We start from the raw sequence: 14,577 nt of genomic DNA on the forward strand, positions 1-14,577 counted from the left end.
GGCACCTAGGCCTCCGGCAGCCCGGCGACGAAGGTGCGCAGCAGGTCCCACTGTTCGCTGAGCCCGTGCGGCACGTCGCCGATCGGGTCCTTGAAGAAGAAGGCCAGCTCGGTCAGCGGACCGTGCCGGCCGGCGCGGTGTGCGGCGCTGGCCAACCGGGCCAGGTCGAGGACCAGCGGCGCCGCCAGGGCGGAGTCGCAGCCGTGCCAGGAGAACTCCATCCGCATCCGCACCCCGAGGAAGCCGGCGAAGCTGACCAGGTCCCAGGCGGTCTTGAAGTCGCCGAGGTCGTCGACGTACTCGATGCGGGTGTTGCCCTGTGGCTCGTAGCCGAGTGTCTCGGCGAGCACCCGTTGCTTGCTGGCCGACTTGGCCGCGTTGGGGCCGGGCGAGGCCAGGTTGGCGCCGTCGCCGCCGCCGAGCAGGTTGAGCCCGGACCAGCTGCGGACGGCGAGGTTGCGGTGCGCGAACATCGGCGCCAGCACCGACTTGACCAGCGTCTCGCCGGTCTTGCCGTCGTGGCCGGCGTAGGGCAGGTGGGTTTCCCGGGCGAGGGCGTCCAGCGCGGGGAGCCGGGCGCCCGTCGACGGCGTGAAGTCCACGTAGGACGCTCCGGCGGTGAACGCCGCGTAGGCGGCCAACGAGCTGGCCGGCAGCGGCGATCCGCCGCCGGCGAGCTCCGCGCGGAGCAGGTCGAGCTCGGTGTGTGCCGGCCGCGGTTCGGGCAGCGACTCGGTGGTCGAGACGTTGATGACCACCACCCGGTCGAGGCCCAGCCGGTCGCGGAAGGCGGTGATGTCGGCGGCCAGCGCGGCCGCCGTCTCGGCCTGCGTGCCACCGACGGGTACGGTCCGCAGGTTCTCCTCAACGGCGGCCAGGTCCTCGGCGACGGCGGCGACCAGCCGGGGCGGGACGACACCCGCCTCGCCGAGGGTCTCCGCCTTCTTGGCCAGGCATGTGGTGACGACATCGTGGCCGCCGAACACCAGCTCGGCGATCGGTGGCAGCGCGGAGCCGCGCAGATCGGGATGCTCGGTCACACACCCCGTCGGCTCGGCGAGCCCGGCGCGTAACGCCAGGGCCCCGACCATGCTGGTGGTCGCTACGGATCCGCGCGCGCCTACCAGCCAGACACCCGTACTCATGGTGTCCCTCCTGCTCTGTGCTTGTTGTCCTGGTCCCCCGTGCATGCAGGTGTTTGTTCGTGGGTTCGCTCGGCATGGGCCCCGCCCGCCCGGCCCACCTCGGGATGGCACCCCGGAAACGGCGTCGGAGTCGGCGGCAACGACGCCGGATCCGGACCCGGCCGGATCGGGCGGACGGGGCTTGGTAGGCAGGGCCGGTCGGCGTCGCGGCCCTGCCTCCCCCGCGTCATGCCTGGCGGAACCCTGGCGGACCCGGGACGCGGGCAATCGCGCCGGGGACATCGGGTGGGTGTGGCGGACGGCTCATAGTGCCCTCCGGGGTCATGGGGGCGGGCGCCATAGGGCACCTGCTCGTGGGCGCGAACGGGTGTGACGCGTGCGGCCGTGCTGGTTTGGTGCCGTGGAGCGGCTGTGCGGGTCTTGCTGGTGCTGGTGCTGGTGCTGGTCGGTGTCCGGTGCGACCGGGAATCCCGGTCCGGTCGCACCGGACGACCGGATACCTCCGGACGACCCGTCCCGCCGCGGGGCGCAACCGCGGTGGGACCCTCGCGGGTCGGCCCGAGGGGTCAGGCGGCTACTTCGGCGAGGGCCGGTTCGACATCGGTCCAGACCGTGCCCTGCTCCGCCGAGCGCGCCACCGCGTCCAGCACGAGCTGGACCTGGAGGGCGTCGAGGAACGAGGGTGTCGGGTCGGTGCCGGTGGCGATGGCCTCGATGAAGTCGCGCATCTCGTGGGTGAAGGAGTGCTCGTAGCCGATGATGTGGCCGGGCGGCCACCAGGCGGCCATGTAAGGGTGGTCGGCTTCGGTGATCAGGATCCGGTTGAAGCCCTGTTCGGCGGTGGGTGCCGCCGAGTCGTAGAACTCCAGCTCGTTGAGCCGCTCCAGGTCGAAGACCAGCGAGCCGAGCGAACCGTTGATCTCGACCCGGAGGCCGTTCTTGCGACCGATCGCGAAGCGGCTCGCCTCGTAGGTGGCGATCGCCCCGCCGTCGAGCCGGGCCAGGAACAGCGCGGCGTCGTCGACCGTGACCTGGCCCGTGGCCGGAGCGTCCCCGTTGCCGGACGAAGCGGCCAGGCCGCTCGACTCGCTCGACAGCGGGCGCTCCTTGACGAACGTCTCGGTCAGCGCGCTGACCCCGGTGATCTTCTGGCCGGTGACGAATTGGGTCAGGTCGATGATGTGCGCCCCGATGTCACCGAGCGCACCGGAGCCCGCCTTGTCCTTCTGCAGCCGCCAGACCAGCGGAAACTGCGGGTCGACGATCCAGTCCTGCAGGTAGACCGCGCGGACGTGGCGGATCACCCCGATCCGGCCGGACGCGATGAGCTGACGCATCATCGCGACGGCCGGGACGCGGCGGTAGTTGAACCCGCACATCGACCGGATGCCGTTGGCCTGCGCCTTGGCTGCCGCGGCGACCATGGCACGGGCTTCGTCGACCGAGTTGGCCAGCGGCTTCTCGCACAGCACGTGCTTACCCGCCGCCAGCGCCGCGATCGCGATCTCGGCGTGGCTGTCGCCCGGTGTGCACACGTCGACCACGTCGATGTCGTCACGCTCGACGACCTCGCGCCAGTCGGTCGTGGTCGCGTCCCAGCCGAGCTTGCGGGCCGCGGCTGCGACCTTCGACTCGTCCCGGCCGCAAATCAGGGCCATCCGGGCGCGTGCCGGCAGGTCGAACGCCACGTTCACGGTGCGCCACGCGGTGGAGTGCGCGGCGCCCATGAACGCGTAGCCGACCATGCCGACCCGCAGCTCGCGGTCCTCGGGCGAAAGTGAATCAGTGGACAAGGTGGGTCTCCCCCTTTAGCTGAACCCGAGCGGGAGGTAGGTGCTCACGTTCTCTTTGGTGATGGTCTCCGAGGACAGGATGATCTCCTTGGGAACCTGGAGCTCCACCAGGTCGGACATCCCCTTGCCCTGGCCGATGAGCCGGGCGAGCGAGATGGCCGAGGAGGCCATCGACGGGCTGTAGGTGACCGTGCACTTCAGGACCGAGTTGTCGGCCTGGATGGCCTCCATCGCGGCCTTGGAGCCGGCGCCGCCGACCATCAGGAACTCTTTGCGGTTGGCCTGGGTGGCCGCGGCCAGGACACCGATGCCCTGGTCGTCGTCGTGGTTCCAGAGCGCGTCCATCTTCGGCAGCGCCTGGAGCAACTGGCTCATCTCGGCCTGGCCGGTGTCGACGGTGAAGCCCGCCGCGCGCCGGTTGGCGATCTTCAGGCCGGCCGCGGTCAGCGCGTCCTTGAAGCCCTTCGAGCGCTCCTGGGTCAGCTCCAGGTTGTCGAGGCCGGCGATCTCGCCGATGATCGGGTTGCTGACGCCCTTGGCCTTCATCTGCGCGGCGATGTAGTTGCCCGCCGCGACGCCCATGCCGTAGTTGTCGCCCTTGATCTGCAGGCGGTAGGCCAGCGCGTCGGGGAAGGCCCGGTCGAGGTTGACGACCGGGATGCCGGCCTTCATCGCCTCGAGGCCGAACGCGTTGAGCTCCTTGCCGTCGTAGGGAAGCAGGACGATGACGTCCGGCTTCTGCGAGATCAGCGTGGAGAGCGCGCTGCGCTGGGCGGCGGCGTCGGCGCCGGCCTCGACCGCGTTGAAGGTGACGTCGGAGTATTCGGCCGCCTGGGCCTTGGCGTTGGTGGTGATGGCCGCGATCCAGCCATGGTCAGCCGCGGGCGCCGAGAAGCCGATGGTGACCTTCTTGCCGGGCGCCGTGTTGGCGTTCGGCGAGGCGTTGTTGTTGCCCGTGGTCTGAGCGTTGTTGTCGTCGCCACTGTCGTTGCTCGTGCAGGCGGCGAGGAGAGCACCGGCGCCGAGCGCGGCGCCGCCGAGCAGGAACCGCCGGCGGACCGGGTCGTGCTGGGTCATTGACGTCCTCCTGGAATCTCAACTTGCGGGGGTTTTCGGGTGTGTTCGGCCCGGCGACCGTCCCGATCGGACGGACACCATGGATGGTGCGGAGCGGTCAGCTGGTTACGGTGACCTTGTTTCGTTTGAAGAACTGGGTAACCGACTTGAACCGGAACTGCTGGATGAGAACCGCGGCGACGATGATGCCGCCCTTGACCATGTTCTGAGCCTCGGTGGACAGTCCGTTGAGGGCGAACAGGTTGGTGATCGTGGCGAAGATGACGACGCCGAGCAGGGAGCCGACAATGGTGCCCCGCCCGCCGCTGAGCAGCGTGCCGCCGATGATGACCGCGGCGATCGCGTCTAGCTCGTAGTTGGTGGCCATCGCCGCCTGTGCGGAGGTGCTGATCGAGGTGAGCATGACGGCGCCGATGCCGCAGCACAGGCCGGCGAGGGCATACAACATCATGGTGTGCAACCGCACGTTGATGCCGGCGAGCCGCGCGGCCTCGACGTTGCCGCCGATCGCCACCGTGCGCCGGCCGAACGTGGTGCGGTTGAGCAGGACCCATCCGAGGAACACGACGACCGCGAGGATCCAGACCAGGATCGGCACGCCGAGGAAGCTGTCCGCGGCGATGCTGTTGATCGTCTGGTTCCCGGACTGCTGGGTCTTCTTGTCGGACATCTGCGCGGCCAGGCCCCGGGCGGCCACCAGCATCGCGAGGGTCGCGATGAAGGGCACCAACCGGCCGTAGGAGATCAGGAAGCCGTTGACCAACCCGACGCCGAGCCCGACCGCCAGCGCGGTGAAGATCATGCCGCCGGCGCCGAAGTCCTGTGTGGCCACCGTCGTGCACCAGACACCGGCGAGCGCGATGATCGCGCCGACCGACAGGTCGATGCCGCCACCGATGATCACGAAGGTCATGCCGACCGCGACCACGCCGACCGTCGAGCCGAGCTTGAGGATCGCCCAGACGTTGTCGATCCACCAGCCGTCGAGGCCGTAGAGGTCGGGCCGGGTGATGATGCCGATCACGATGAGACCGGCCAGCACGCCGATCAGGCCGAGGTTGCGCCGCGTCGACTCGCCCGCGTCACTGCTCCACCAGCCGTTGCCGCTCGGGCCCTCCTGCTCCGGGCCCGGGCCGCCGCCGCCGAGTGCCTCCTTGACCGCCGGCGCTGTCTGCGCGGGAAGCCCGGTCATGGGTGGACTCCGCTCGCTCCGCTGATCTGTTCGGTCATGCGGGCGCACCTTCCATCAAGGACCCCGCCATGACGAGGTCGAGCACTGTGTCTTCGTCGAGATCCTCGGCGCGCGCCTGGCGGACGACCCGACCCTCGCGCATGACCACCACCCGGTCGCTGAGACCGAGAACCTCAGGAACTTCGCTGGAAACCAGCAGCACACCGACGCCTTGCGCCGCGAGCGCGTGAATCACCTGGTAGAGCTCGGCCCGGGCGCCGACGTCGACGCCGCGGGTGGGTTCGTCAAGAAGCAGCAGGTCGGTGTCGCCGAGCAGCCAGCGCCCGACCACGACCTTCTGCTGGTTGCCGCCGGAGAGGGTGCGCACCGGCCGGCGTACGTCGCGCGGGCGCAACTCGAGCCGGTCGGCGACCTTGGCCGCCTCTTCCCGCTCCTTGCCGGTGTCGGTGAAGCCGAACCTCGCGATCCGGCTGAACGTCGAGAGGGTCATGTTGCGGTAGATCGGCTCGCCGAGCAGCAGCGCCTGGGCCTTGCGCTCCTCGGGTGCCATGCCCATCCCGGCGCGTACGGCGGCACCGACCGCGCCGGGTCGCAACGGCTTGCCCTTGACGTAGATCCGGCCCTGCTCCGCCTGGCGCGCACCGAAGATGGTCTCCAGCAGCTCCGACCGGCCGGAGCCGACGAGCCCGGCGATGCCGACGATCTCGCCCTTCCCGACGGTCAGCGAAATGTCTTCGAACTCGCCCTGCCGGCCCAGCCCGTCGACGCGGAGCAGTTCCTCGGGCTCGGTGGGCGCGTTGACGCGCTCGGGGAAGACATACTCGATGGTCCGCCCGGTCATCCGGCTGACCAGGTCGCGGGTCGGCGTGGTCCGGGCCGGCAGGCTCGCCGCCGTGGTCCGGCCGTCCTTGAGCACGGTGACCCGGTCACCGATCTCGCGGATCTCCTCGAGCCGGTGCGAGATGTAGATGACCGCGATGCCCTGCGCCGTCAGCTCCCGGATGATCCGGAAGAGGTTCTCGACCTCGTCGTGCGCGAGCACGGCGCTCGGCTCGTCCATGATGATCAGTCGCGCCTCGTGCGAGAGCGCACGGGCCATGCTGACCACCTGCTTGCCGGCGGCGGGCAACGTGCGCACCATCCGGGTCGGCGAGATCTCGCCATGCCCGAGCCGGGACAGGATCTCCCGCGTACGCCGGTTGATCGTGCCCCGGCGCATGAAGCCGGCGATCTTCGGCTCGTGGCCGAGGAAGGCGTTCTCGCCGATCGACAGATCGTCGACGAGGTCGAGCTCCTGGTAGATGGTGGCGATGCCGGCCTTGTTGGCGGCCTGGGGGTTGGCGAAGGTGACCTGCTCCCCGAGCCATTCCACGGATCCGGAGTCAGGCCGGTGCGCCCCCGAAAGCACCTTGATCAGCGTCGACTTCCCGGCGCCGTTCTGGCCGAGCAGGCAGTGCACCTCGCCGGCGCGGACCTCCAGCTGCACCCCGTCGAGGGCGCGGACGCCGGGGAAGGTCTTGACCACGTCGGTCAGGCGCAGCACGACGGGGCGCTCTTCGCCGTCGCCGGACCGCTGGGTCGGCACGATGCCGGCGGGCGCCGCGCCGGCGACCGGCACGTCCACGATGTCGCCTTCGGCTTCATCGGCTTCGTCTGTCGGGAGGTCATCGTCCGCGGTGGACACGGAACCACCGTCTGCGTCGTCCGGCGCCGCGTGCCGACTCTGCGGGATACCGACCCCATCGCCGTCGGGGCCGGCGTTGGCCGCACCAGCCTCCGGCTCCGCTGGAGCGGCCTCCGCCACCTCAGGCTCGGCGGTGCCGCCGTTGCCAGTCACCAGAACGGCCTCCGGCTCTGCCGGAGGGGCCTTAGCCGCGCCGTTGCCGGTCACCGCAACAGCCTCCGGCTCCGCCGGAGCAGCCTTCTGCGCAGCCTCGGCAGCGGCGCCGTTGGCTGCGGGAGCCTCCGCGGCCTTGGCAGCGTCGCCGTCGGCGGTGACCGGAACAACCTCGGCCTCCGCCGGCGTCGCGGCCTTGGCCGCCGCCCGGGTGCGGGTGCTGGCCGCCCGCGGTGCGCGCTTGCGCGCCGGCGCCTTGGTCTCGGCCGCTTCGGTCGCGGCCGCAGCCGGCTCGGGAGCGGTCCCGTTGGGCTTCGGATCCGCCGCAGCGCCGGACGGCGTGCCGGTCTCCGGGGCGGTGCTCTCGGTCATGACGCCTCCATGAAGGCCATGTCACTGGCCAGCACCGCCGCGCCGGTCACGCCTGCGCGGCTGCCGAGTTCGGACAGGACCACGGGCAGGTTGCCGGTGGCCAGGGGAAGCGAGCGCCGGTAGACGACGCTGCGGATTTCGGCCAGCAGGATGTGGCCCAGTTGGGCCAAGCCGCCGCCGATCACGATCATTGACGGGTTGGCGAAGCTGACCAGGCCGGCCAGCACGCCGCCGACGCGGCGGCCGCCGTCGCGGATCAGGCGGATGCAGACCACGTCGCCCTCGATCGCGCCTTCGGCCACGTCGACGGCCGTCACCGCGCCGTTCGCCGCCAGGCGCTCGGCCAACGCCGGCGAGCCGCCCGCGCGGGCCGCGGCCATCGCGTCCTTGGCGATCGCGGCGCCGCTGAACAACGCTTCCAGACACCCGACGTTGCCGCAGGAGCACATTGGACCGTGCGAGTCGACCTGGATGTGGCCGATGTCGCCGGCGCAGCCGTCGGTGCCCCGGTAGACCTCGCCGGCGAGGTAGATGCCGCAACCGACGCCCGTGCCGATCTTGACGAACAGGAAGTCGTCGACCGAGTGGGCCACGCCGCCGTGTCGTTCGCCGATCGCCATGATGTTGACGTCGTTGTCGACCACCGCCGGGCAGCCGTGCTCGCGGGTGAGCAGCTCGCGGACCGGGAAGCGGTCCCAGCCGGGCATGATCGGCGGCGAGACCGGAACACCGTCGCGGAAGCTGACCGGGCCCGGCACACCGATGCCGACGGCGTCGAGCCGCTCGTAGGCACCGTCCACCTTGGCCTTGTGCAGCAGCTCGTTGACCCGCAGCAGGGTGCCTTTCGGGCCGCTGCGGATGTCGGCCGGCTCGGCGTAGGCGACGACCGGCTCCAGCCGGCCGTTGACGATCTCGACGTCGATCGAGCTGGCGCCCAGGTCGACGGCGGCGAAGCGCAGCTTGGGGCTCAGCTCCACAAGGGTCGAACGGCGACCGCCGCGGGAGGCGGCCAATCCGGCCTCGGCGACGTAGCCGAGCGTGACGAGGCGTTCGAGCTCGGCGAGCAACCGCGGCCGCGGCATCTCAAGGCGATCGGCGAGCTCGGCGCGGGAGACCGCACCGTTGTCGCGCAGCAGCCTTAACAGCCGCAGGTGCAGAGGCTCAACCGCCCGCACGGCACCCATCCTTTGGTCGGCCCGTTCACACCGGCGCAATGTCCGGGTGTTGTGCACGACACAGTAAGAGCTTCCGCTGTGGGTGTAAAGAGCTTCGGATCTCTTGACGATAACTTTTGCTGGGAGCAACAAAAGCTGTGGCCATGGCTGGTGAATCTTCGCGGCAGTGCTGCGGAGATGCCGGTTTCGTCCGGCCAAAACGCCCTGACGTGCGGTGATGCGCTACTTACAGAGAAGCTTGGTCATGCGGCGGCCGGCGATCGCGAGGCCGACGGCGGTGACGACCAGAAGATAACCGACGTCGATCAATACGCCTAGCGTCTCTTCGGTGCCGATCGATATGCCCCGAATCAGGTCGACCGCGCGGTAGAGCGGCGTCACCTCGACCAACCAGCGCAGCGCCGGGTGGTAGCTCTCCGCCGGAACGAACGTGCCGGAGAACAGGAACAGCGCGAACTGGATCGACCCCATCAGGTCGAAGTCCTGCCAGCTGCGCGCGAACGTGGTCAGCCCCATGCCGAGCGCGCCGAACGCGAAGCCGGCCAGCACCGCGGCGGGGAACGCGAGCAGCGCCCGCCCGACCGAGGTCAGGTCGAGCACGACCATCACGACCAGGAACGCGGCCGAGTAGAGCGAGCCGCGGACCATCGCCCACGCCAACTCGCCGAGCGCGATCTCGAACGGCCGCACGGGGGTCGCCAGCATCCCCTCGTAGAGCCGCATGTATTTCATCTTCCCGAAGAAGTTGAAGGTCGTTTCCGAGAGCGCGCCGGACATCGCGGCCGAGGCGAGCATCGCCGGCGCGACGAACGCCGCGTAGCCGACCACCGCGCCGCTCGGCAGCGTCAGGTCACCGACCAGCGACCCGACACCGACGCCGATGGACAGCAGGTAGATCACCGGCTCGGCGAAGCCGGAGATCATCACCAGCCAGTAGGCCGAGCGCAGCGCGGCCGCGTTTCGCTCGGCGACCGAGGTGGACCGCCGTGCGGAACCCTCGAAGCTGACCAGGCGGGGCAGGATCAGCGTGACCACGACGTCTCCCCTCGGCAGGACACGCCTAGAACACCAGGCGCTTGCGGAACCGGACGTGTGCCAGCCACCAGCCGCCGCCGGCCCAGAACGCCAGGTAGGCGAGGTGGCCGACGATCGACCACTGTGGAGCGACACCGAGCGTCGCGGCCCGGCACAGGTCGACCCCGTGCCACAGCGGCGTCGCGTAGGCCACCCAGCGGAGCCCCACCGGCATGCTCTCGACCGGGAAGAAGACACCGGCGAACAGCGACATCGGCAGGACCAGGAAGCGGAACAGCAGGGCGAGGTAGCTGTCGGAGGTGATCGTGGAACTCCAGGCGAAGACCGGCGCCGCCACCGCGAGGCCGAGCAGCACGACGACCGGCAGCGCGGCCACCGCCCAGACCGAGTGCACCGCGCCGAACAGGGTGGCCACCAGCAGGAACGCGGCGGCCGACAGCGCCACCCGGAACAGCACGAACAACAGGTGGCCACCGAGCACGTCGCGGACCCGCAGTGGCGCCGCGGCCTGCGCGAAATAGATCTTGTGCCAGGCGAAGTTGCCCAGCACCGGCCAACTGCTCTCGCCGGCCGCGACCTGGAGGGCGGTCGAGGCGACCAGGCCGGGCACCACGTAGTCGAGGTAGGGCACGCCCGCCACGCCACCGTCGACATAGGCCCCGACGCCCACCCCGAAGCCGAGCATGGTCAGCAACGGCAGCAGGAACGAGCCCAGCACGGTGCCCCGCCAGGTGCGCCGGTAGCCGACCAGGTGGTATTCGAAAACGGCCAACGTCGCGGTTGTCATCAGTCGACCAGGGTCCGGCCGGTCAGGTGCAGGAAGACGTCTTCGAGGGTGCTGCGCCGCACCAGCACGCTGGCCGGCTGGAGCGCCCGCTCGTGCACCGTGGCCACCGCCGCGTCACCGTCGTCGACATAGAGCAGGACGCGGTCGGGCAGCGGCTCGACCCGCTCGCCGATGCCGGCCAGCTTGTCGACGAACAGCTCCTGCGACTCGGCGGCGAAGCGCAGCTCGACGACCTCGCGGGTCGAGTGTTGGGAGATCAGGTCACGTGGCGAGCCCTCGGCGACGATGCGGCCGCCGTCCATCACCACGAGCCGGTCGCAGAGCTGCTCGGCCTCGTCCATGTAGTGCGTGGTCAGCACCAGCGTCACGCCCTGGCGTTTGAGCCGGAACAGCCGCTCCCAGACCAGGTGGCGGGCCTGCGGGTCGAGGCCGGTGGTCGGCTCGTCGAGCAGCACCACCTCGGGCTCGTTGACCAGCGCGCGGGCGATCGTCAGCCGCCGTTTCATGCCGCCGGAGAGCGGCTCGACCTTGCTGCCGGCGCGCTCGGTGAGCTGCACGAACTCGAGCAGCTCGGCGGCCCGGGCGCGGGCCACCTTGCGCGGGATGCCGAAGAACCGGGCATAGGTGGTCAGGTTTTCGGCCACCGTCAGCTCGGGATCGAGGTTGTCGGTCTGTGGACAGACGCCGAGCCGCGCGCGGATCGCCGGGCCGTCGCGGGCCGGATCCATCCCGAGGATGCGCAGCGAGCCCTCGGTCACCGGCGAGACACAGCCGATCATGCGCATGGTCGAGCTCTTGCCGGCGCCGTTGGGACCGAGGAAGCCGAACGCCTCACCGGCCCGCACGGCGACGTCGATGCCGTCGACCGCGGTGAACCCACCGAAGCGTTTGACCAGCCCCGTCGCCTCGATGAGTGGCTTGCCGTCAGTCACAGGGGGACCCTAGCGACGGGGTACGACAAGCGACACCGGATATCGGCGCCCGCTGATGAGAAACGGTCAGAGGTCGCGGGGCGTGGTCGCCGCCTTGGCCTCCGCGACGAAGCTGCCGGTGGCCTCGACGACCTCCGGTGTCGACGTCTGCGTGCCGTGGTCGTAGCGCACCGACCACACCAGACCGTCGCGGCCGCGGACCTTGCGGGCCACCACCCGCACGCCGCCGCCGTCGACCGCGTGGTGCGAGCTGTAGGACACCGATCCGGTCACCCGGGCGCGCACCTGTTGCGGCACCTCGCGCGGCTCGACCAGCAGCACCGACCACGGCGGCAGATCGGCCACCACGTCATAGCCGGCACGCTGCTCGACCACCTCGGCCGGCGTCACGCTCAGCTCCCGCCCCGACCAGACCGCCTTGTGGATCTGGTGCCAGTCGAGCCGGTCACGCTCGGGCGCACGCAGGCCGCGGTCGGTGGCGACGACATAAGGGCCGGATTGGGTACGCGCCCACGCGATCACCCGCTCGCCGGAGTCGAGCGTGACTCCGGCGTCGGCCGGCAGCTTGGGCTGGCGCCGGAACAGGTCCCACAAACTCATCGCGCCGTCCTCACAGCCCGCCCGCCGCCTGCTCGCGCAGGGCCCGGGCGTGCTGCTCCAGGGAGAACAGCTCGCCGGCCAGGGCCAGGTATTGATCTTTGCTGGTGACCGGATTGATCCGCTGCACCTTGGACTTGAGCTCGCGGATCCGGGCGTCGGTGGCGCCCCATTGCAGGCGGGCCAGCAGCACCGAGACGTAGTGCGGGTCGGGGTCGGCGTCGCGCAGCAGCGGCTCGACGGCGAGCTCGCCGATCAGCGCCTTGCCGGTCAGGTCGCCACAGGCGTCGCGGACCCGCTCGATCCAGACCGCACCGCTGGTGCCGGTGACCGCGCCGCCGGCCTCGGCGATCGCCTCGCGCACGGTGCGCAACTCGACGGTCGAGTAGGCCTCTTCGCCGATCGCGTCGAACATCGGCCCGGCCAGCACCGGCACCTGGATCGCGAGCTTGAGCGTCTCGCGCTCGACCCGGGCCTGCGGGCTGTCGGTGCGCACCATGGCGGTGTTGGCCGCGGCGGTCGCGGTCGCCGCCGGCGCGGCCGCGCTGGCCACGGCCCGCTGCACCGGCTCGATCTCCATCCCGAGGTCGCCGGCGAGCTTTCGCACGTACTCCGGACGCTTCTCCCGGTCTTTGATCTTGGCCACGAGTGGTGCCGCCCGGCGCATGGCCTCGATCCGGCCGTCGACGGTGTCGAGATCGTATTTCTGGAGGATCTGGCGCAGGGCGAAATCGACCATCGGCTCGCGGCGCGCGACCAGGTCGCGAACAGCCAGGTCGCCCTTTGCCAGCCTGAGCTCGCAGGGGTCCATATTGTCCGGACTGACCGCGATGAACGTGCGGCCGACGAACCGTTGATCTTCTTCGAAGGCCCGCAGCGCGGCCTTCTGCCCGGCCGCGTCACCGTCGAACGTGAAGATGATCTCCCCGGCGAACGAGTCGGTGTCCATCAGCAGCCGGCGCAGCACGCTGATGTGGTCGCCACCGAACGCGGTGCCGCAGGTCGCGACCGCGGTCTTGACGCCGGCCAGGTGACAGGCCATCACGTCGGTGTAGCCCTCGACGATCACCGCGCGACCCTGCCGGGCGATCTCCCGTTTGGCGTGCTCGATGCCATAAAGCACGTGCGACTTCTTGTAGAGCGTCGTCTCCGGGGTGTTCAGGTATTTCGGGCCGTCGTCATCGTCGAAGAGCTTGCGCGCGCCGAAGCCGATGATGTCGCCGGACAACTCACGGATCGGCCAGACCAGCCGGCGGCGGAACCGGTCGATGAGGTTGCCGGAGCGCGCTTCGCGGGCCAGCCCGGCGGCGACCAATTCCTGGCCGCTGAAGCCGCTCTGCCGCAGGTGGCGGGTCAGCGGATCCCAGCCCTCGGGCGCGAAACCGCAGCCGAAGTCCTGCGCGGCGGCCCGGTTGAAGCCGCGCTGCGCGAGGAACTCGCGCGCCAGCCGGGCGCCGGGGGTCGTCAGTTGGCCGGAGTAGAAGTCGGCGGCGGCGGCGTGCGCGGCGACCAGGCGCTGCTTGACCCCTTGCTGCTGGGCCCGCATCGGGGCCGGCCCGCCCTCGATGTAGCGGAGCTGGATCCCGGCCCGGCCGGCGAGCCGCTCGACGGACTCGACGAACGTCAGGTGATCGACGTCCATCAGAAACGAGATCGCGTCGCCACCCTTGCCGCAACCGTGGCAGAAGAAGACATTCCGCCCCGGCGCGACCGTGAACGAAGGGGTCTTTTCGTCATGGAACGGGCACAAACCCTTGAGGTTGCCGCCACCGGCGCTCTTCAGCGTCACGTGCTCGGAGATGACATCCGCGATCGCGGTGCGCTCACGAACCAGCGCGATGTCTTCCTCGCGGATCCGGCCTGCCATGCGCTCCCCTCACACCTGTCCCCTTCCATCCTGCACTGCCGTGCGGATCTTGGTGGGGGTGGGTGTGCGCCGCTTCACGGCTATCCCGAGCAGGGGGCGTGACCGTCGGGGGGTCGGTCACGTCCCCTGTGTCTCCCACCACCGCAGCCCCTTGGCGGTACGTCAGCGAGGACTTCACGCTCGGTTATAAAAGAGCCTCCGCTCCGAATGCCACCCGGACATCCGCCAGGTGGCGCATGTCTGGAGAGCCAATTGCATACGTACGCCATTTCAGGGTGCGCACGTGCACCCCAATGTCCGCGCGCTGGCTGTTATCTCCGCCACCCGCGCAGACGAAGCTTTTGGTTGAGCGCTGGGGCCGCCAGCGCCGACGTGGCGGAGAAGGTGTCCCAATTGAGCATCCTGGGCCGTGGCGACGAGCACCTGCACTACAGCGACGCCTCACATCGCTGGGTGGCGCCACCACACATCGAGCAGAGCGTCTGGGAGGCGAGCCTCCGCGCCCACCTGGGTCGTCACCTGCTCACCATGGGCGGACGCGACGAGGTCGACCAGATCGACCTGCCGCGCGCCTATATCCCGCGACAGCGAGGCGCCTCCAAGCCGACCCCCGAGGCGCGGGTCACCAGGTCATGCCGCGCCGGCTGACTCTGGGTCGCGGGTACGGATCGGTGCCGGTCGGGCGATGGCTCGGCCGGCGCCGATCCACCACCGCGGGGCGCGCCTGCCGCCGCTGCGCATGTGGGGCAAGCCCACCCCGCCTCGGCG

At 70.3% G+C, this 14,577-nt stretch carries 12 protein-coding genes; 1 reads left to right on the top strand and 11 read right to left on the bottom strand.

All coding sequences use genetic code 11. The features are described from left to right. Positions 1-5: 5 nt before the first annotated feature. The 11 genes from DFJ67_RS00490 to dnaG all read right to left on the bottom strand — a co-directional run bounded on the left by DFJ67_RS00490 (position 6) and on the right by dnaG (position 13,809). Positions 6-1,145 (bottom strand): inositol-3-phosphate synthase, encoded by a 1,140-nt coding sequence (locus DFJ67_RS00490; protein ID WP_116066045.1) that lies wholly within the window; start codon positions 1,143-1,145, stop codon positions 6-8. 566 nt (positions 1,146-1,711) lie between these two features. After that, entirely contained in the window at positions 1,712-2,890 is a 1,179-nt protein-coding gene (locus DFJ67_RS00495; RefSeq protein WP_116066046.1) for a Gfo/Idh/MocA family protein, read from the bottom strand. A 63-nt stretch (positions 2,891-2,953) separates the two neighbouring features. After that, on the bottom strand, positions 2,954-4,015 hold the full coding sequence (locus DFJ67_RS00500; protein WP_116066047.1) for a substrate-binding domain-containing protein: 1,062 nt from the start codon (positions 4,013-4,015) through the stop codon (positions 2,954-2,956). Positions 4,016-4,112: 97 nt separating this feature from the next. Then, positions 4,113-5,207 carry an ABC transporter permease gene (locus DFJ67_RS00505; protein ID WP_116066048.1) on the bottom strand — a complete coding sequence of 365 codons (1,095 nt, stop codon included), beginning with the start codon at positions 5,205-5,207 and terminating at the stop codon, positions 4,113-4,115. A gap of 34 nt (positions 5,208-5,241) precedes the next feature. Then, positions 5,242-6,792, bottom strand: a complete 1,551-nt coding sequence (locus tag DFJ67_RS00510; RefSeq protein ID WP_203783820.1) for a sugar ABC transporter ATP-binding protein — start codon at positions 6,790-6,792, stop codon at positions 5,242-5,244. A gap of 620 nt (positions 6,793-7,412) precedes the next feature. Next, complete coding sequence (locus DFJ67_RS00515) at positions 7,413-8,591, bottom strand: ROK family protein (RefSeq protein ID WP_116075417.1); 1,179 nt, start codon at positions 8,589-8,591, stop codon at positions 7,413-7,415. Between the two features lie 222 nt (positions 8,592-8,813). Then, positions 8,814-9,626, bottom strand: a complete 813-nt coding sequence (locus DFJ67_RS00520) for an ABC transporter permease (protein ID WP_116066049.1) — start codon at positions 9,624-9,626, stop codon at positions 8,814-8,816. A gap of 25 nt (positions 9,627-9,651) precedes the next feature. After that, positions 9,652-10,413, bottom strand: coding sequence for an ABC transporter permease (locus tag DFJ67_RS00525; protein WP_116066050.1), 762 nt, complete (start codon positions 10,411-10,413; stop codon positions 9,652-9,654). Beyond that, positions 10,413-11,345 (bottom strand): ABC transporter ATP-binding protein, encoded by a 933-nt coding sequence (locus DFJ67_RS00530; protein WP_116066051.1) that lies wholly within the window; start codon positions 11,343-11,345, stop codon positions 10,413-10,415. The genes DFJ67_RS00525 and DFJ67_RS00530 overlap by 1 nt, the downstream gene beginning before the upstream one ends. Before the next feature lie 66 nt (positions 11,346-11,411). Continuing rightward, positions 11,412-11,945 (bottom strand): hypothetical protein, encoded by a 534-nt coding sequence (locus DFJ67_RS00535; protein WP_116066052.1) that lies wholly within the window; start codon positions 11,943-11,945, stop codon positions 11,412-11,414. A 10-nt stretch (positions 11,946-11,955) separates the two neighbouring features. Further along, entirely contained in the window at positions 11,956-13,809 is a 1,854-nt protein-coding gene (gene dnaG, locus DFJ67_RS00540) for a DNA primase (RefSeq protein ID WP_116066053.1), read from the bottom strand. Between the two features lie 393 nt (positions 13,810-14,202). On the opposite strand from dnaG, the gene DFJ67_RS00545 reads away from it, so the two are divergent. Continuing rightward, the gene (locus DFJ67_RS00545) at positions 14,203-14,457 is read left to right on the top strand and encodes a hypothetical protein (protein ID WP_147315371.1); all 255 of its coding nucleotides are present in this window, start codon (positions 14,203-14,205) and stop codon (positions 14,455-14,457) included. The last annotated feature ends 120 nt before the right edge of the window (positions 14,458-14,577 follow it).

The sequence above is a fragment of the Asanoa ferruginea genome (genome assembly GCF_003387075.1).
Taxonomy (GTDB): domain Bacteria; phylum Actinomycetota; class Actinomycetes; order Mycobacteriales; family Micromonosporaceae; genus Asanoa; species Asanoa ferruginea.

What these genes read in the sequence shown, in the direction of transcription:
- dnaG (WP_116066053.1), bottom strand. Translation starts at nt 13,809, where the DNA reads ATGGCAGGCCGGATCCGCGAGGAAGACATCGCGCTGGTTCGTGAGCGC.
- DFJ67_RS00500 (WP_116066047.1), bottom strand. Translation starts at nt 4,015, where the DNA reads ATGACCCAGCACGACCCGGTCCGCCGGCGGTTCCTGCTCGGCGGCGCC.
- DFJ67_RS00490 (WP_116066045.1), bottom strand. Translation starts at nt 1,145, where the DNA reads ATGAGTACGGGTGTCTGGCTGGTAGGCGCGCGCGGATCCGTAGCGACC.
- DFJ67_RS00525 (WP_116066050.1), bottom strand. Translation starts at nt 10,413, where the DNA reads ATGACAACCGCGACGTTGGCCGTTTTCGAATACCACCTGGTCGGCTAC.
- DFJ67_RS00505 (WP_116066048.1), bottom strand. Translation starts at nt 5,207, where the DNA reads ATGACCGGGCTTCCCGCGCAGACAGCGCCGGCGGTCAAGGAGGCACTC.
- DFJ67_RS00535 (WP_116066052.1), bottom strand. Translation starts at nt 11,945, where the DNA reads ATGAGTTTGTGGGACCTGTTCCGGCGCCAGCCCAAGCTGCCGGCCGAC.
- DFJ67_RS00495 (WP_116066046.1), bottom strand. Translation starts at nt 2,890, where the DNA reads ATGGTCGGCTACGCGTTCATGGGCGCCGCGCACTCCACCGCGTGGCGC.